Below are 20,034 nucleotides of genomic sequence, written 5' to 3'. Positions count from 1 at the left end.
ATTCTTTTTCTGAATGCAGAATGAAATGTAATAATTGCAATATAAATATTTAAAAATTCATATTATTAGAAATATTAAGGATTTTGTGGTATAATGTATATACAGTATGTAGTTCCTTTAGGTCTTTTACTATAGGGACTACTTTTTAAATGCAATTAATTACATAAGGAGGAAGTAATATGTTTAAGATAAATGATTACGTTGTATATGGATCAAATGGGGTGTGTCAGATTGAAGATATAGAAATAATGTCTTTAAAAAACCAAGAGCTAGAGTATTATATTTTATCTCCAGTTTACAATAGCAGAATGACAATAAAAATTCCAGTAAATAATAATAAAATATTGATGAGAGAACTTATGAGTAAAAGTGAAGTTAGAAATTTAATAGAGGGAATCTCTAGAAATGAGACTATTGAAATAGAGGATTCAAGAAAAAGAGCTCAAGAGTATAGAGATATAATTAAAACTGGTAATGCTGAAGAAATTATAAAGGTTATAAACTCTATAAGGTTGGAAGAGGATGAGAAGATATCTTTAGGTAAAAAACTTAACAAAACAGATGAAGATATTATGATTATTGCTAGAAAACAGCTATATCAAGAAATAGCAATAGTGCTAGGAATTAATATAGATGACGTGGGAGATTATATTAAAAATAATATGTAAAATTTAAATTAATATGTCTTAAAATTCTTTTTAGTTTTTATAAGTATGTCTTTATTTAAAATGAATGGTGCAGAATTATTTTTTACAGGCATTTTAAAGTCAATATATCCTTTCAATTTATTTATATTTAATAAACTATCTAAAATCATACCTAAAATTAATCATATTAAACTAAGTAGTTGCAAGTGTATAATTAAAAAAATAAATTCATCTAAGAGTGTAAATACAACTTTAGCTAATCCTATATCTTCTTTAATAGATAGAGAATTTTAGTTTTTGATAACTATCTAAGGTACTTAAAAATATTATTAAGGAAATATACTAGAAAATACACTGTATATTATATATATTATATAATAAATTCATATATAATATACTTAATGTAAGTACAGTAAATTATAAATATAGATAAAATAAGAGTTAGGATGATAAATTATATTAACTCTTATTTTTTATACCAAATAACTCTTAAATAATATACTCGTAAATGATATTAAAATAATAAAAAAAGCATAGTTATTTACAAAAATTAAAATTATATATAAAATTTATGTTATAAATAAGAGAAACAAAGGATAAATAGGAGAACATAAATGGTATTTAATTTAATAATAGTAGCAATAATATCAATAATAATTTTTATTTTATTAAAACAAAGAAATCATTATTCTAAATTAAATTTAGGTGAGAAAGAAGTTAGTAAGATATTAAGTGAAATTAAAGGATATAAACTTTTGAATGATGTCATGATAAAAGGAGAAAATGGAACAAGCCAAATTGATCATATATTAATAGGAAAAAAAGGAATATTTGTTATTGAAACAAAGGACTATAGTGGAGAAATATATGGGGAAGAATATTCTAGATATTGGACTCAAAGTATAAATAAAAGAAAAAATAAATTCTATAATCCCATAAGACAAAATTATGGACATATAAAAGCTTTAGAAAGATATCTTAAAAGAAGTGATATATTTATTTCAGTAATTGTTTTTACTAATAAGTCTGAGCTAAAGAAAATTAATAGTGAAACTCCAGTAATTCAATTAAGGAAATTAAAAAGATTCATAAGAAAATATAAATCAGATATAAGACTTTCTAAAGAAGAAGTAAGAGAAATATATGATTATATACGAAAAGGAAATATTAATAGTTTTATAGCGAGAAAAAAACACGTGAAAAGAATAATTAAAAATATATCATAAAAGTGTTAAATAGCTTCTATTTTTATATACTTCATTATATATATTGTTTAAAATCTCTAAAATTTTTCTGAAACCATACTAAATCGTTATATAAAAGACATCTGATAATTTTTATAAAAATTATCAGATGTCTTTTTAAAAATTAAATTTACAAAAAATATATTTTATAGATTATTTTACATACATTCCACTTGGCTTGTCAGATAAATTAACTAAGATATTTTTCTTTTGAGTATAAGCATCTAAAATAGCCTTATGAGTTTCTCTACCAATTCCAGATTCCTTATATCCACCAAAGGTTGCTCCAGCAGGGAAAGAGTTATATGTGTTAACCCATACACGACCAGTTCTTATAGATTTAGCAACTTTTATAGCACGATTTATATCACGTGTAAATACACCACCGCCTAGTCCATAATTACTGTCATTAGCCATAGCAATAACTTCTTCTTCTGTCTTAAATTTAATAACTACACCTACTGGTCCAAAGATTTCTTCTCTAGCAACTCTCATATTGTTATTTACATCTACCAATAAAGTAGGTTTCATAAAGTAACCATTCTTTGCATCACCTTCAATAAATCTTTCTCCTCCGGTTATTACTTTAGCACCTTCATCTTTACCTATTTCTATATACTTAAGAATTTTATTTAGTTGAGCTTCACTAACTTGAGCTCCCATTTGAGTATTAGGGTCTAATGGGTTACCCACCTTAACATTTTCAAAAGCTTCAACAGCCTTTTCTATAAATTCATCATAGAAATCTTCTTGTACAAATATTCTAGATCCGGCAGAACAAACTTGGCCTTGGTTAAATAGTATACCTAATTGAATTCCTTCTAAAGCAATATTCATATCTGCATCACTAAAGAATATATTAGCTGATTTACCACCAAGCTCTAATGTGGCTGGTATGATACGTTTTGCAGCGGCTAGTCCAATTTCTCTACCAACTTCTGTAGAACCAGTAAATGCTAATTTATCTATTCCTTCATTATGTTGTAAATATTCACCACTCTTTGAACCTTTACCAGTAATCACATTAATTACACCTTTTGGAACTACATCTTGAATTAACTTCATAAGCTCTAATACACTTAGCGATGTTGTACTAGATGGCTTAAATACAGTTGTATCACCAGCAGCAAGTACTGGAGCAAGTTTCCAAGCAGCCATTAAGAATGGGAAATTCCAAGGAACAATTTGTCCTACAACCCCGATTGGTTCTCTTAAAATTAAATTTAATGTATTTTCATCTATATTAGTTGCAACTCCTTCATCAGCTCTTATAACTCCTGCAAAATATCTAAAGTGATCAGCTGCTAAAGGAATATCAGCTCCTATAGTTTCTCTAATAGGTTTGCCATTATCCATAGTTTCAATAGTTGCTAAAAATTCAGCATTTTCATCTATAATATCTGCAATATTATTTAATAATGTAGCTCTTTCAGCAGGTGTTGTCTTACCCCAAGTTTCAAAGGCTTTATTTGCAGCTTTAACAGCATCATCAACGTCTATTTCAGAAGCATCAGCAATTTCTGATAATAATTCTCCAGTTGCTGGATTATATGTTTTTATTGTTGAACCATCTGAAGACTCTCTCCATTCACCATTAATAAATAATTTATATTTCTTTTGAATATTAATATCCATAGTATATTCCTCCTAAAATTGTTAGTATTTATATATATAATTATATATTCTTTGGAAAGATTATGCAATTTAAATAATTATTTAACAATAACTTTTATTTATTAATAATTATTATTAAAATTGACTAAGAAGTATAAAAGTGGTAATATAAGTATAGACATAAATAGTATAACTTTTATGGAATTTAATTCTATTAAATTTTGTATAGTTAGAATATAAAAAAGGAAGTGTGGAATTATGTCAAAAACAATAGTACAAGTATTAGATAATGCACCACTTATTTTAAAGGGTGACTTAGAATTATTAGATGGAGAAGGAAAAGTTATTGAAACTACTTCAGAACTTCATTTATGTAGATGCGGTTTATCAAAAAATAAACCTTATTGTGATGGATCACATAGAGGAAATCTTGATAGCCAAGTACGTGCAAAATAATATAAAAAATATATTTAAAATTAATTAGTACTTAAATAAATGTAAACTAAGGAGCTAAGATTATAATCTTAGCTCCTTAGTTTATAAATAGATATATTGTGAATAATAATATAATACTAAGAAAAACTAAGATTAATAATTATAATAGAAAGGATTTATAGTATGGTAGACAGAGATAGATTGAAAAATACTGATTTTAAATTAGAAAATAGTTATGCTAATTTACCATCTGTATTTTATACTAAGCAATTTCCAAGTTATGTTTTGGATCCTAAAATCGTAATATTAAATAAATCTCTAATAAAAGCCTTAGATTTAAATATAGATACATTAGAAAGAGATGGAGCAGAAATTTTTTCAGGAAATAAACTTATAGAAGGATCAATGCCAATTGCTGAAGCTTATGCAGGACATCAATTTGGACATTTTACTATGTTGGGAGATGGAAGAGCAGTATTACTTGGTGAGCATATAACAAAAGAAGGAAAAAAAGTAGATATTCAGCTTAAAGGGTCTGGAATTACTCCATATTCAAGGGGGGGAGATGGAAAAGCAGCTCTTGGACCTATGATTAGAGAATATATAATAAGTGAAGCAATGAATGCCTTAGGAATTCCAACTACACGTAGTTTAGCTGTAGTGACGACTGGAGAATCAATAGCTCGTGAAAAAGTTGAACCAGGAGCAATATTAACTCGTGTTGCTTCAAGTCATGTTAGAGTAGGAACTTTTCAATATGCAGCAAGGTTTGCAAGTTATGAAGATTTAAAAGAATTAGCAGATTATACAATAAATAGACATTATCCGGAAGCTATGAATAAAGAAAATCCATATCTATTTTTATTAGAGGAAGTGTCTAAAAGGCAAGGAGCATTAATAGCTAAATGGCTTCAAGTTGGATTTATACATGGTGTTATGAATACAGACAATGTAACTATAAGTGGAGAAACTATAGATTATGGACCGTGTGCATTTATGGATACATATGATCCATCAACAGTATTTAGTTCTATAGATTATCAGGGAAGATATGCTTATGGAAATCAACCATATATTATAGCTTGGAACTTAGCTAGATTTGCAGAAACCTTAGTACCTTTATTAAGTAATAATCAAGATGAAGCAGTGGATATGGCACAGAATATGGTTTCAAGATTTAATGATATATATAAAGAAATGTATCTTTCAGGTATGAGGTTTAAATTAGGTTTATTTAATGAGGAAAGAGAAGATGAAAATTTAATATATGATCTTTTAAATTTAATGCATAAAAATGGAGCTGATTACACTAATACATTTAGAAATTTAACTTTAGATAAAAAATGTGATATTGTAATGTTTGAAACAACTGAATTTAGTAGTTGGTTTAATAGATGGCAAGAAAGATTAAATAGACAAGAAAAATCAAAAGAAGAAATCATAAAACTTATGAAAAGTGTAAATCCATCAGTGATTCCACGTAATCATCTTGTAGAGGAAGCAATAGAAGCAGCAGTAAAGAATAATGATTATACTGTAATGAATAAGCTTCTAGAAGTTCTTTTAAGACCATATGATTATGCAGATTATCAAGAAGAATATGCTAAGTTACCTGAGCCATCAAAAATTCCATATAGAACTTTTTGTGGAACATAAAAAGAAATAAATTTTTAGGATAGGCTGTACAATAAGTCTATCCTAAAATTTATTTCTATCTAGTATGAGTACTAGATAGATTAAAAAAATTAAATTCTTATGCTAACTTCACCAGAAGATAAAAGTCGAATACTTCCATCCTCCATTTTTACTTTAAGTCTGCAATCATCATCAATTTCAATAGCTACAGCTTTCTCTGAAGAATTTTTAGAAAGTATATTTATTTCTTTATTTATCAATATAGATCTTGATTTATATTCTTCTAAAAATGATTTATTTTCGATATTTTTATAATAACTCCAAAATCTAGTTAAAACTTCAGCAATAAGTCTACTTCTAATATCAGATGAAGCAGAGTTTTTATTATCAAAAATACTTGTAGCAATATCTTTAATTCCTTCAGTAAAACCTTCTTCAGGAGGTTTTACATTTATACCAATACCTAAAAGAGCATGATCAATTATTCCACTTTCGAAATCAAAAGATGCTTCTGTTAATATTCCGCAAACTTTTTTGTTATCACAGTATATATCATTAACCCATTTAATTTTAGCTTTTTTATTAGAAATAGATTCTATTGCTTCAGCAACAGCAACAGCAGTAGCGGTAGTAATAAGAAAAGCTTTTGATGAGTGAATTTGTGGGCGAAGAAGAATACTCATATAAATTCCAGTTTTTTTTGGTGAGTAAAACTTTCTACCAAATCTTCCACGGCCCTCAGTTTGTTCTTCAGCAATAATAACAGTTCCTTCTTTCTCTCCATTAATTGCAAGTTCTTTTATTGCACTATTTGTTGAATTAATTGTTTTATAGACCTTGATATTAAAATAATTAATATCTCTATTTAAATATTTTGAAATACTTTGAGAAGATAATATATCTGTATCAGGAGAAAGGCAATATCCTTTATTATTGACAGAAGAAATATTATATCCGTCATTTTTTAATGATTTTATAGCCTTCCAAATAGCATTTCTACTTACGAGTAGTTCTTTAGCAAGATTTTCACCAGATATGTAAATACCTTTGTTATTTTCAAGTATACTTAAAGTTTTATCTTTTACACTCATGTTTTCACCTATTTCCTTATTATTTTATTGATATAGTATACCACAAATATTGTCACCTTAAAATATAAAATGGTTGACTATTTTCGCTGTAAAAAGTATTCTTTTAAAGAGATACTATATTTTAGATGTATTTTTATAGAGAACAAAGAAATGGGGGGTTAATATAAAAATAAGAGAATTAACTAAAATGTCAATTTGTATCGCAATAATTTGTATATCAGCATATATTTCTTTTCCACTACCATTTACTCCTGCAATGATAACTGCTCAAACAATAGCGATTAATTTAGTAGCATTAATCCTTAGCCCTAGGCAATCATTTTTAGTTGTTTTATTATATATATTTTTAGGGGCTTTTGGACTACCTGTATTTTCTGCTGGAACAAGTGGGCTTGGTAGATTATTTGGAGCAACAGGGGGATTTATATTAGGATTTTTAGTTGTTGCACCGTTAATAAGTTTTTTAAAAGGTAAGAAAAATAATTTTAAAAGATATTTATTTGTGACAGTATTTATTGGTATGATTGTTCTGTATGTTTTTGGAGCCATATATATGAGTATAGTTCAAAAAATAACTATTATATCAGCATTATCATTATCTGTATTTCCATTTATAGTTGGCGATGTGTTAAAGTGTTTTTTAAGCTCATTTATAGCAGTAAAATTAAATAAAAAATTAGAATAGTTATAAAACCAATGGGAAGCCATTGGTTTTATTATTTACAAATAAATGCAAATTATAGCGGTATTAATGCAATTAAGAAAAATATTTATATTAAAGATACTTATTTGAAATTTGTTGGGTTTTTGTAGAGAAGAATAAGTTTAAATAGTATTTTTCTAAAAATATTAGTCATATTTATAAATGTTCAATAGTAAAAATAATGGAATAGAGGAAAAGTAGGATTTTAAATGAATATGGATATGGGGAGGGGAATTATGATTTTAAAAAAAAGAATAGCATTAACTTCAATAATTTTATTAGTTTTTAACTTTTTAGGGAGTAGTATAACATTTTCAGAAATAAGTTTTAAAGCTATAGGTGTTAAAGATAATACTAAAATAATTACAAATCAATATAAGACTAAAAATGGATTTAAATATGTAAAAGATGGGGTTGCCCATACTACAGCTGCATTTGATTTTCATATTTTTTCTAAAGAGGCTAATTTTAATGCTCATACTAATGGTAATGTAGCAACAAAAGATTTAGTTACTAATGCAGCATTTGGAACAAATCAGTCTACTGCACTTGGAATAAATGAAGAAAATTATTTTATGAATAGTGCACAGGGAATAAATAATATAGCTAGCGATGGAAATATAATTGTAGGATCAAATGTATCTACTAGACTTGAAGATAATAACAATAAGGTAAATATAGGGGTTAATGGAAGTGGGCTTAACCCAGAAAAATCATCAAGAGTATATAAGGAAACAAGTGAGTCAATTAGTTATATTAATATAGATGAGGAATTGGAAAATTTAAAAATAATATCTAGTTTATTTTCTGATAATAAAACTTCAGAAGGTGTAATATTAAGCTCACTAAGTGGTGAAAATCAAACTATTACTGTGAATTCTGATATAGGAAATACAAATAATTATTATTTAAACATTAAAGCAAGTGAAATTAGTGATGGGATTAATAAACGAATTTTAAATATTAAAATTCCTGAAGGAAAGACATTAATAATTAATGTAGATATGGCAGATGTAAATATAAATTATTTACACAATTTAGTTACAGTAATTAATAATCATAGCAACGCTGAAGAGGTAGTTAAATATGAGAACAATATATTATGGAATATTTATGATAGTTCAGCAGTAGATAAATTATTTTCTACTGGAGAAGAATACGCAAAGGTTGGCACTAGTGATTATTTTATGGGAACAATATTAGCACCAAGTGCAAATATTAGATATGGTGCAGTAAATGGTAGTATTATTGCTAATAAAACACAACAAAATGGTCAAGAATCTCATAAATGGAGTTTTACAGGACATATATCTGAAAATAAAAAAGTTTATGTAACTATAGAGGCGACTAAGACATTAACAGGAAAAGATTTAGAAGCTGATATGTTTGAATTCCGATTATTAGATGAAAATAATGAGATAAAAGAAACAGTAAAGAATGATGCAGATGGAAATATTAAGTTTAGTCCAATAAACTTTGATAAAGCAGGTACTTATACTTATAAAATAGAAGAAGTCAATGGAAAAGTAGATGGAATAACTTACGATTCTCAAGCTGTAGATGTAGTTATAATAGTTACAGACAATGGAAAAGGACAATTAGATGCAGATATAAAATATCCCAATAAACAATCTGAGTTTAATAATAGCTATAAAACTGGATCAACAAGTGCAGTTATAGAGGCAACAAAAACATTAACAGGAAAGACATTAGAAGCTGATATGTTTAGTTTTCAATTATTAGATAAAAATGGTGAAACGGTACAAACAGTAAAAAATAATGCCGATGGAACAGTTAAATTTGAAACTATACATTATGATACTGTAGGAGAATATAAGTATATACTTCAAGAAGTAAATGGAAACTTAGAAGGTGTAACTTACGACGAAAGAGAATTTGATGTAACAGTAAATGTAATAGATGATGGAAATGGAAATTTAGTAGCTACAGTAAATTATCCAAATAATAAAATTGAATTTACTAATGAATACGATCCGAATTCAACAAGTATATCTATAGAAGCAACAAAGACATTAACAGGAAAAGATTTAGAAGCTGATATGTTTGAATTCCAATTATTAAATGAAAATAATGTGATAAAAGAAACAGTAAAAAATGATGCAGATGGAAATATTAAGTTTAGCTCAATAAATTTTGAGAAAGCAGGTACGTATACTTATAAAATAGAAGAAGTTAATGGAAAAGTAGATGGAATAACTTACGATTCTCAATCTGTAGATGTAGTTATAACAGTTATAGATAATGGAGAAGGACAATTAGAGGCAGATGTAAAATATCCAAATAAAAAGCCTGAATTTAATAATAGCTATAAATTTGGATCAACAAGCGCTTCTATAGAAGCAACTAAGAAATTAATAGGAAAAGATTTGCTTTCTGGTATGTTTAGTTTTGAATTAAGAGATAAAGATGATAGAGTATTACAAACAGTAAAAAATAATGCTGATGGAACAATTCAATTCAAAGCTATATCATATGATACTGTTGGAGATTATGAATATACAGTAAAAGAAGTAAATGAAAATTTAGGTGGAATAATTTATGATAAAAGTTCATTTAAAATAAATGTAAAAGTTACTGACGATGGAAAAGGAAATTTATTAGCAACAGTAGATTATCCAGAAAGTAAAGTAGTTTTTGAAAACGAAATTATTAAAGGGAGCATTGAAATTATAAAGACAGATAGTAAGGATAAAAAATTACTTGCAAATGCTGAGTTTACTATAAAAGATTCTGAAGGTAAAGTTATAGCATCAAAAAAGACTGATAAAAATGGTAAAGTTGTATTCGAAGGCCTTAAATACGGAAAATATACTTACCAAGAAACAGTAGCACCAACAGGATATATTATAGATAATAAAGAATATTCATTTGAAATTAAAGATAATGGAGTAGTTATTAAGTATACAATAACTAATACAAGAAAAGAAGTAAGACCATCTAAAACAAAGACTCCAAACACAGGAGATACAAGTGTAGCTGCAGCATTAATAATTGGTATTTTAGGGGTTGGAGGATTATTCATAAACAATAAGAAAAAAATAAAAGATAAGAATCTATAAGATTAAATTAAACAGCACTATAAATTTATACTAGTGCTGTTTTTTAATATTTTTTATTTTTATATAGACTGGTGAGGTGAATATATGAAAAAAATAATTAACTTAATTTTAATATTAGTAGTTATTGTGGCCTTTGGGAAAATAGTATACAAAGGGTATCAGTATTATGTGGATAAAGAAGAATACTCAAAGATTCATATGTATAATCCAATGATAATCGAGAATATATCCAATAATGGAGTGAAAAATGAGGATAATTATGAAGAAAAATCTATTAATAATGAAAAAGAACTTTTAAATATTAATAATGATTATAAGTTTTGGTTAAATATTAGTAATAGCAATATTGATTATCCTGTGGTTCAAGGTATAGATAATGATTTTTATCTAAATCATAGCTTTGATAAAGAAAAAAGTATATCGGGTACTTTATTTATAGATTACCAAAACAATATGGATAGTGATAAAAATATAGTTATATATGGGCACCATATGAAAAATAATACTATGTTTAATAATTTAAATTTTTTTAAAAAAGAAGAATTTTTTAATAATAACGATATTAAAATTGTTAAGGATGTAAAAATCTATGAATATACTGTTTTTTCAGTTTATGTACTTCATGAAAATGAAGTAAGTATTAATTTGGATTTTAATAATGATACAGATTATTTAAACTATATTGATGAATTAAGTAATAAATCATATTTTAAAAAGAAAATTGAATTTGATCCTAATAAAAAAATGATAACACTAGTTACTTGTAGTTATGAATATGATGGGGCAAGAACTATTGTCCATGCTATTAAAAAATAATAAAATATAAGAATATCTTTACTACAATTTTTATTATACAAAGCATTTCTTAGAAAAATAATGATTTTATTTAAAGATTAAAATTCATAAAATAGTGTCAAAATCCATAAAATATTGATTAAATAAAAAAAAATGCAAGAAATATATTGACAACCTTCATAATTTTGTAGTATGTTACATTATGAGAGAAAAATTTTATATGGCTTAATTAATATATAAATATTACATAAAGTTTATTAGAAAACAAGAGAAGATTGAGGGAAGTGAATATATGGAATTAAAATTAGACGTATTTCAAACAATGGCATTAGCAACATTAGTATTCTATTTAGGAGGTTATTTAAGAAAAAAGATTAAGGTATTAGATAGGTATTGTATACCATCAGCTGTTGTAGGGGGAATGTTTTTTTCGATTATAGTACTTATTTTAAATATAACCAATATATTAACTATAACTTTAGATACAACATTACAATCCATTCTTATGACTGTATTTTTTACTAGTATAGGATATACAGCGAGTCTGAAGGTTTTGAAAAGTGGTGGAAGAAAAGTTTTAATTTTTTTAATTCTATCTATAGCATTAGTTGTTTTTCAGGATTTAATAGGGGTATTCTTGGCTAGCGTTTTTAATATTCATCCACTTTTAGGACTTGCAACAGGTTCAATACCATTGGTAGGTGGACATGGAACAGCTGGATCATTTGGCCCTTTATTAGAAGAGGTTGGAGTAAATGCAGCTACAACAGTTTCAGTTGCATCAGCTACTTTTGGATTAATAATGGGAAGTGTGCTAGGAGGATTTCTTGCAGAGGTATTAATAGAAAAAAATAATATAATAACTTCTAGAAGTTTAAATGAAAATTATAAATCAGATGAAATTATAGAAACTGAGGAAAATTCAAAAGTAAATTATCATTCTCTTATGAAAGCTACTTCGTTAATTTTCATTACAATGGGAATTGGATCAATAGTAACAAAGTACATACAATATCTAGGCTTAACATTTCCATCTTACATAGGATCAATGATCACTGCAGCAGTAATTAAAAATATTATGGATTTTAAAAATTACAAAATAGAAGATGAAAGTATTGAAGTATTAGGAAACATAAGCCTTACCTTCTATCTTTCTTTAGCATTAATGGGATTAAAGTTATGGGAATTATTTGATTTAGCTCTTCCTATGCTTATTATGTTAATAGCTCAAACAATTTTAATGGCTATATTTGCATATTTTATTGTATTTAAAATAATGGGTAAAAATTACGAGTCAGCTGTTTTTTCATCAGCAATATGCGGATTTGGAATGGGGTCAACGGCAAATTCAATTGCTAATATGGATGCACTTACAAAAAAATATGGATTTATTAAAACACCATATATTGTAGTTCCTATAGTAGGAGGATTGTTTATTGATTTTATAAATTCAGGAGTTATAACATTATTTATAAATATATTTAAATAATTAATTTTAAAGAAGCGGTTTAGTATAAATCGCTTCTTTTTTACTCTTTAGGAAATTATAAAGATGTTACCAGGTGATAACTTTTTATAATTTCCTTCCTTCAGCTTTGAAGTGCTTCTATTAATTTGCGATGACTTGGAGCTTGCGATGGAATAAGTAAAATTATATAGAAGTACTTTTTTATCTTAAAAATATGTATATTAATAGTGGAAATAAAGGAAGAATATAATATAAAATCATATGATAATATATATTTAATAATAATTATTATTATTGAAATTTAGACTAAATACTGGTATTATAAGAATACAATCAAAATATATTTTATTATTATATTTTGTAAAGGAGGAGAGATTAAAATGGACTATGCACATATTGCAAAAGAAATTTTGCAAAACTTAGGAGGAGAAAATAATATTTTAGAGCTAACTCATTGTATGACAAGATTAAGAGTTAGAGCTAGGGATAAATCACAAATAAATAAAGATAATTTAACTAAATGCGAAGGCGTTATTACAGTTGTTGAAAGTATGGGTCAGATTCAGGTAGTTATAGGGAATAAGGTAACTAAAGTGTATGACGAGATTATAAAGCTCGTTCCTGAACAAATCTATAGTAATATTAATAAAGAAAATAAAGCGGAAGAAATAAAGAAAAAAGATAATATTTGGAATAAGATATTAGCAAGCATTGCCGGTATATTCACTCCAATTATTCCAGCTATAGCAGGATCTGGAATGATAAAGGGAATATTATCAGTAGTTGCTATGTATTATTTAAATAAATATGGTATAGATATTAAGGAAACACAAACATATATTATTTTAAATGCTTTAGCTGATGCAGTATTTTATTTCTTACCTATAATACTAGGTTATACATGTGCTAAGATTTTTAAAGTAAATGAAATTATTTCAATGATTATAGGGGCAACCCTTTGTTATCCTACATTTATTTTATTAATGACAGGAGAAGATGTAGTTAGATTCTTAGGAATTTCAATTACAAAGGCAAGTTATACATCTTCTGTAATTCCAATTATAATTGCTATATATGTTCTTTCTTATGTTGAAAGATTTCTTAATAAATATATTCCAGAAGTAATAAAAATAATAGTTGTTCCAACTCTTTCATTACTTATTATGTTGCCAGCAGTATTGATAATATTTGGACCAGTTGGAATTTATATTGGAAATGGAATAAGTTATGTATACAGATTTATTTATGAATTTAGTCCTACACTATGTGGAGCATTTATTGGTGGACTATGGTGTGTATTAGTTATATTTGGAGCTCATAGAGCATTAGTACCTATTGGAATTAATGATGTCGCTAATACAGGAAGACAAAATATACTTGCATTTGCAGGAGCAGCTAACTTTTCTCAAGCAGGATCTGCTCTAGGTGTATTTTTTAAAACAAAAAATAAGAATCTTAAAACAATAGCTATGTCAGCATCAGTTACAGCATTATTTGGTATTACAGAGCCAGCTATATATGGCGTTAACTTAAGATTAAAACGTCCAATGATATGTGCTGTAATATGTGGAGCGATTGGAGGAGGAGTTATGGGACTTGGAGGTGCCTATGGTAATGCTTTTGCAAATCAAGGGATATTAACTATACCAGTTTATGCTGAAGCGGGTTTTTTAGGCTTTACAAGTTATCTTATAGGGTGCTTAATTGCATTCTTCGGTTCAGCAATACTTACATATTTAATTGGTTTTGAAGATATTAAAGAGGAAAAGGAAAGTTTAACTAACTAAGGAGGAGTATTATGAAAAGTATATTTCCAGATAATTTTTTATGGGGGGCTTCATCTTCAGCCTTTCAAATCGAAGGAGCTTATAATGAGGATGGTAAAGGGTTAAGTGTAGCAGATTTTAATTCGTTTAAAAAATCTCACATTCAAGCAGACACAAGAATTGCAGCTGACTTTTATCATAATTTTGATGAAGATATTAACTTAATGAAAGAATTAGGAATGAAGACATATCGTTTTTCAATAGCATGGACAAGAATTATTCCAGATGGTGATGGGGAAATTAATCAAAAGGGTATAGATTTTTATAATAAAGTTATTAATAAGTTAATTGAAAATAATATAGAACCCTTTGTTACTTTATATCACTTTGATTTACCATTTGCATTAGTCAAAAAGTATAATGGGTGGGAATCGAGAGAAACAGTATTTGCTTTTGAAAGATATGCAAAAATATGTTTTAAAGAGTTTGGAGACAGAGTAAAACTTTGGCAACCTCACAATGAGCAAAATTTAATTGTAAGAGTAGAAGAGAGAATCAATATTTATGAAGAAAAAGATCAATTAAAAATTGACAAGATGCGTGCACAAATGGATTATAATATGTGTCTTGCACATGCACTGGCAGTTAATGCTTGTCATGAAATGGTCGAAAATGGTAAAATAGGACCGGCTGTTTCGTCATCAGTAACTTATCCTTTAACAAGTAAACCAGAGGATGTTTATGCGGCTAGAATGAATGATAACTTTAAAGTTTATTATATGCTTGATATGCATCACTATGGAGAGTATCCTGGATATTATATGAAATATCTTAATGAAAGAGGAATAATGCCATATATGGAAGAAAGCGATAAAACAATTTTGAAATCAGCAAAAATGGACTTTATTGCAGTTAACTATTATAGAACAAATTGTGCAGAAGCTCTTGAATCCGATGATGAGCATCCTTTTGGAAGTAGAGAGGGCACTGTAGATTTTAGTATGTATGGGTTATTTAAGATGTCTATGAATCCAAATTTAAAAGCAAGTGAATATGGTGCATCAATTGATCCATCCGGACTTCGTGTTGCATTAAATGAATATTATCAAAGATATCATCTTCCTCTAATAATTACAGAAAATGGACTTGGAGCTCATGATACTTTAGAAAATGGAAGAGTTCATGATGATTACCGTATCGATTATTTAAAGAGCCATATTAATGCATGTGCATTAGCAATAGAAGATGGTGTAGAAATGATGGGATATTGTCCATGGTCATTTATGGATCTTTTAAGCTCAGCACAAGGATTTAGAAAGCGATATGGATTGATATATACTAATAGAACAGATGATGATATATTAGACTTAAAAAGAATAAAGAAAGATAGTTTTTATTGGTATAAAAAAGTTATAGATTCCAATGGAGCTTTATTAGATGATAAATAACAATTTTAATTTTAAATTATTAATTAGGGCTGTCTGTGTGGCAGCTCCTTTTAATTATCATAAAGGTATAGAGACTAGAATAAAAAATATACAGAATTAACTTATGAGTCAAATAATGTATTGAAAATATAATAAGATATATTATATAATTGTAAGTACAATATTAGGAGAGGAAAAGTTATATGGAAAAGATAGTTAAATATATAGAAATATATGAATTTTATAAAGAGAAAATTATAAATGGAGAAATTAAAGAAGATGAAAAGCTTCCTACAGAACAGGAAATAGGAAATATTTTTTCTGTAAGTAGACATACAGTTAGACAATCTATAATAGAGCTTGAAAAACAAGGATACATATATAGAGAAAAAAGTAAGGGAGCGTATGCAAAGAAAATTGATAAATCGCAGAAAAGTAAAAATAAGGTAGTAATTGTAATAACAACTTATATAACAGAGTATATTTTCCCTCATTTAATTAAAGGAATTGAAGATATACTGAATAGTAAAGGGTATGATATTTTATTGTTAAGTACAAATAATGAAAAGGAAAAGGAAAGAGAACAATTAAAAAAAATATTAGAGTATGATGTAGTAGGAGCCATAATTGAACCTACTGCAAGTGCTTTAGGAAATGAAAATTTAGATTATTACACTAAAATTAAAAAAAGTAATATACCTTATTTAATGATAAATGCTACTTATGATAAAGAAAAGCAGTCTTATGTGATAATGAATGATGAAAAAGGAACATATCTACTTGCTAATTATTTAATTAAATTAGGTCATAAGAAAATAGCGGGTATATTTAAAGAAGATGATATACAAGGGGTTGAAAGAAAAAAAGGATATTTAAAGGCGTTAAATGAAAATAATATAGAAATTGATAGTACAATAATTGGAGATTTTAAAACCTACGAAGAGGATTTTTATATTTCTGCTTTCGCTAAAAGTTTATTAACAAGAGAGGATAGGCCAACAGCTATTGTTTGTTATAATGATAAAATAGCGGTTAAAGTTATTAAGATTGCTAAGGAACTTAATTTATGTATTCCAAAAGACTTATCTATAGTTGGATATGATAATGATGAAACAATTTCTGAAGTGTTTGATTCTGGAATTACAACAGTCAATCATCCAAAAGAAGAAATGGGAAGAAAAGCAGCAGAAATATTACTTTCTTTGATTAATAAAGAAAAAGATTTAGTACAATATACATATGATCCAGAAATTATTATAAAAGAAACTACAATATAGCAATAATAAGAACATCAGTAAATAAAAAAAACTGGTGTTTTTTTACTTTTTGGGAAATTATAAAGATGTTACCCTATAAATAACTTTTTTATAATTTCCTTCCTTCAGCTTTGAAGTGCTTCTATTAATTTTGCGATGACTTGGAGCTTGCGACGGAGCAAATAATATAACATATTTAATTCTTTTTTTATTTATATAAAATCATAAAAAGCATCTTTTCATACTGACTTACCTTAATATATTCCTTAAAAATATTTCTTAGAAATACTATATAAAAATGTTTACAAAGAAAAATTAATCTGATATCATAAAATTGTACGTAATATTAAAAATATATATTATATTGTACGTACTATAATACTTGGTTTATATTGAAATTGGGAGGGGATTTTATGAGTAAATTTTCAATTGGAGTTGACTATGGTAGTGAGTCGGCTAGAGCATTATTGCTTAATATTAAAACAGGTGAAGAAGTTGCATCTGAAATGATGGAATACCCACATTTAGTAATGTCAGAGCAATTACCATGCGGTAAGAAATTAGAGCCTTTTTGGGCATTACAACATCCTAAAGATTATATGGATGTTTTAGAATATGTAGTTAAAAAAGTTATTGAAAAAGCAAAAGTAAGCCCAGATGAAATCGTAGGACTTGGAATTGATTTTACAGCATGTACAATATTACCGATGAAAAAGGATGGGACTCCTCTTTGTTACTTAGATGAGTATAAAAGTAATCCTCATGCATATGTTAAGCTTTGGAAGCATCATGCGGCTCAAGATGAAGCTAATAAATTAAATGAAATTGCACATAAAAATGAAGAAAAATTTATAGGTAGGTATGGTGGAAAAATATCATCAGAATGGTATCTGCCAAAAGTATGGCAAGTTTTAGATGAGGCTCCAGAGATATATGAGGCTACAGATAAATTTATAGAAGCAACTGACTGGGTTATAATGCAACTTACAGGGAAAGAAACTAGAAATAGTTGTACAGCTGGATATAAAGCAATTTGGCATAAAAAAGATGGATTCCCTAGAAAAGAATTTTTAAGATCTTTAGATGAAAGGTTAGGAAATGTATATGCAGAAAAATTTGATTGTGAAGTATCTAGTATAGGAGAAAGGGCAGGGGTATTAACATCAGAAATGGCAAAGAGATTGGGATTGAATGAAGGGATGCCAATAGCAATAGCAAATGTTGATGCTCATGTAGCAGTGCCAGCAATGGGAGTTACTGAACCAGGGAAAATGGTTATGATAATGGGAACTTCTACATGCAGTATGGTTCTATCAGATAAAGAAGTAGTAGTTCCAGGAATTTGTGGATATGTAGAAGATGGTATTATACCAGGGCTTTATGGTTATGAAGCTGGACAATCTGCTGTTGGTGATATATTTGCTTGGTTTGTTAAAAATTGCGTGCCTCAATCGTATATGGATGAAGCTAGTAAACTTAGATTAAATATACAACAATACTTAACTATGAAGGCAGAAAAATTAAATCCAGGAGATTCAGGACTTTTAGCTTTAGATTGGTTAAATGGGAATAGAACAGTTTTAGTAGATACTGACTTAACAGGACTTATATTAGGATTAAATTTAAATACAAAACCAGAAGAAATTTATAGAGCTTTAATTGAATCCACTGCTTATGGTCATAAGAAAATAGTAGATACATTTACCCAAAATGGTGTTGAAATAAATGAATTATATACTTGTGGAGGATTACCTCAAAAAAATAGAATGCTAATTCAAATTTATGCTGATGTAACAAATCTTCCAATCAGAATTTCTAAATCAACTCAAACACCAGCTTTGGGATCAGCAATGTTTGGCGCAGTTGTAGCTGGAAAAGAAAATGGAGGTTTTGAATCAATACATGAGGCGGCAAAAGTAATCCCTAAATTACTAGATGAAGTAATAACTCCTATACCAGAAAATGTGGAAATTTACTCTAAAATTTATGCTCATTATGATAGATTGCACGATTATTTTGGAAAAGGTGAAAATAATGTAATGAAAGATTTAAAGAAAATGAGGAAATTTTAGGAGGTAAAGATGTTAGAAAAGTTAAAAAAAGAAGTTTTTGAAGCTAATATAGCATTAGTTAAAAATAATCTAGTTTTATTAACTTGGGGGAATGTTAGTGGAATTGATAGAGAAAAAGGACTAATTGTAATTAAACCTAGTGGGGTAAGCTACGAAAGTATGAATGAAGAAGATATGGTAGTTGTTGACTTAGAAGGAAATATAGTTGAAGGAAAGTTAAGACCATCATCAGATACAATTACTCATATTGAACTTTATAAAAAGTATCATAATTTAGGGGGGATAGTTCATACTCATTCAACATTTGCTACATCATGGGCTCAAGCAAAAAGAGATATTCCTTCATATGGAACAACTCATGCTGATACATTTTATGGGCCAGTACCATGCACTAGAAAATTAACAAATGAAGAAATAAAAACTGAATATGAAAGGAATACAGGCTTTGTAATCGTTGAAACCTTAGAAAGTAGAAATATAGATATTTTAAGTGTTCCAGGGATAATAGTTGGAAGTCATGGCCCATTTTCTTGGGGGGAAACTCCAGATGAAGCTGTCTCAAATGCAGTAGTTTTAGAAGAAATTTCAAAAATGGCACTTCTAACAGAAAATTTAAATTCAGATATAAATCATATTGATCATGAGCTTCAGGACAAGCATTATTTTAGAAAACATGGTAAAAATGCTTACTATGGACAAAGTTAATTATTGTAAGGATATTATCAATTAAGTATATATTATAAAAACAATATTTTGATGGTATAGATATATTTTAAAAGAGAAAATTATGAGGAGGAATAA

15 protein-coding genes are annotated in these 20,034 nt (G+C 27.4%); 13 read left to right on the top strand and 2 right to left on the bottom strand.

Annotated elements, in window-relative coordinates; translation table 11 throughout:
• The first annotated feature begins 179 nt into the window (after positions 1-179).
• Both ACQPVP_RS07785 and ACQPVP_RS07780 read left to right on the top strand, forming a co-directional pair.
• A complete protein-coding gene (locus ACQPVP_RS07785; protein ID WP_430848772.1) occupies positions 180-668 on the top strand; it encodes a CarD family transcriptional regulator in 489 nt (162 codons plus the stop codon).
• Positions 669-1,261: 593 nt separating this feature from the next.
• Complete coding sequence (locus ACQPVP_RS07780; RefSeq protein ID WP_430848770.1) at positions 1,262-1,873, top strand: nuclease-related domain-containing protein; 612 nt, start codon at positions 1,262-1,264, stop codon at positions 1,871-1,873.
• Positions 1,874-2,044: 171 nt separating this feature from the next.
• Here the strand turns inward: ACQPVP_RS07780 and ACQPVP_RS07775 are convergent, their stop codons facing one another.
• Positions 2,045-3,526: an aldehyde dehydrogenase family protein gene (locus ACQPVP_RS07775; protein ID WP_430848768.1), complete on the bottom strand. Its 1,482-nt coding sequence runs from the start codon at positions 3,524-3,526 to the stop codon at positions 2,045-2,047.
• A gap of 237 nt (positions 3,527-3,763) precedes the next feature.
• Between ACQPVP_RS07775 and ACQPVP_RS07770 the strand changes: the two genes are divergently transcribed.
• Together ACQPVP_RS07770 and ACQPVP_RS07765 are read left to right on the top strand one after the other, a co-directional pair.
• Entirely contained in the window at positions 3,764-3,961 is a 198-nt protein-coding gene (locus ACQPVP_RS07770; protein WP_430841003.1) for a CDGSH iron-sulfur domain-containing protein, read from the top strand.
• 162 nt (positions 3,962-4,123) lie between these two features.
• Positions 4,124-5,596 carry a protein adenylyltransferase SelO gene (locus ACQPVP_RS07765; RefSeq protein WP_430848766.1) on the top strand — a complete coding sequence of 491 codons (1,473 nt, stop codon included), beginning with the start codon at positions 4,124-4,126 and terminating at the stop codon, positions 5,594-5,596.
• Between the two features lie 89 nt (positions 5,597-5,685).
• On the opposite strand, the gene ACQPVP_RS07760 is transcribed toward ACQPVP_RS07765, so the two are convergent.
• Positions 5,686-6,666 (bottom strand): biotin--[acetyl-CoA-carboxylase] ligase, encoded by a 981-nt coding sequence (locus tag ACQPVP_RS07760; protein ID WP_430848764.1) that lies wholly within the window; start codon positions 6,664-6,666, stop codon positions 5,686-5,688.
• A gap of 187 nt (positions 6,667-6,853) precedes the next feature.
• On the opposite strand from ACQPVP_RS07760, the gene ACQPVP_RS07755 reads away from it, so the two are divergent.
• The 9 genes from ACQPVP_RS07755 (at position 6,854) to ACQPVP_RS07715 (ending at position 19,938) form a co-directional block, all read left to right on the top strand.
• Positions 6,854-7,351, top strand: a complete 498-nt coding sequence (locus tag ACQPVP_RS07755; RefSeq protein WP_430848762.1) for a biotin transporter BioY — start codon at positions 6,854-6,856, stop codon at positions 7,349-7,351.
• A 254-nt stretch (positions 7,352-7,605) separates the two neighbouring features.
• Entirely contained in the window at positions 7,606-10,449 is a 2,844-nt protein-coding gene (locus ACQPVP_RS07750) for a Spy0128 family protein (protein ID WP_430848760.1), read from the top strand.
• Positions 10,450-10,533: 84 nt separating this feature from the next.
• Positions 10,534-11,265: a class B sortase gene (gene srtB, locus ACQPVP_RS07745; RefSeq protein ID WP_430848758.1), complete on the top strand. Its 732-nt coding sequence runs from the start codon at positions 10,534-10,536 to the stop codon at positions 11,263-11,265.
• A 271-nt stretch (positions 11,266-11,536) separates the two neighbouring features.
• A complete protein-coding gene (gene gltS / locus ACQPVP_RS07740; protein ID WP_430848756.1) occupies positions 11,537-12,733 on the top strand; it encodes a sodium/glutamate symporter in 1,197 nt (398 codons plus the stop codon).
• A 359-nt stretch (positions 12,734-13,092) separates the two neighbouring features.
• Positions 13,093-14,499, top strand: coding sequence for a PTS transporter subunit EIIC (locus tag ACQPVP_RS07735; RefSeq protein WP_430848754.1), 1,407 nt, complete (start codon positions 13,093-13,095; stop codon positions 14,497-14,499).
• A gap of 11 nt (positions 14,500-14,510) precedes the next feature.
• Positions 14,511-15,926 carry a glycoside hydrolase family 1 protein gene (locus tag ACQPVP_RS07730; RefSeq protein WP_430848752.1) on the top strand — a complete coding sequence of 472 codons (1,416 nt, stop codon included), beginning with the start codon at positions 14,511-14,513 and terminating at the stop codon, positions 15,924-15,926.
• Between the two features lie 182 nt (positions 15,927-16,108).
• Positions 16,109-17,182 carry a GntR family transcriptional regulator gene (locus tag ACQPVP_RS07725; protein WP_430848750.1) on the top strand — a complete coding sequence of 358 codons (1,074 nt, stop codon included), beginning with the start codon at positions 16,109-16,111 and terminating at the stop codon, positions 17,180-17,182.
• A 392-nt stretch (positions 17,183-17,574) separates the two neighbouring features.
• Positions 17,575-19,233 (top strand): ribulokinase, encoded by a 1,659-nt coding sequence (locus tag ACQPVP_RS07720; protein WP_430848748.1) that lies wholly within the window; start codon positions 17,575-17,577, stop codon positions 19,231-19,233.
• A gap of 9 nt (positions 19,234-19,242) precedes the next feature.
• Positions 19,243-19,938 carry an L-ribulose-5-phosphate 4-epimerase gene (locus ACQPVP_RS07715; protein WP_430848746.1) on the top strand — a complete coding sequence of 232 codons (696 nt, stop codon included), beginning with the start codon at positions 19,243-19,245 and terminating at the stop codon, positions 19,936-19,938.
• Positions 19,939-20,034: the final 96 nt, after the last annotated feature.

Source organism: Clostridium nigeriense (genome assembly GCF_050585265.1).
Taxonomy (GTDB): domain Bacteria; phylum Bacillota; class Clostridia; order Clostridiales; family Clostridiaceae; genus Clostridium; species Clostridium nigeriense_B.
The sequence above is the reverse complement of the archived record's forward strand: the minus strand, read 5'-3'. Positions and strand labels throughout refer to the sequence as shown.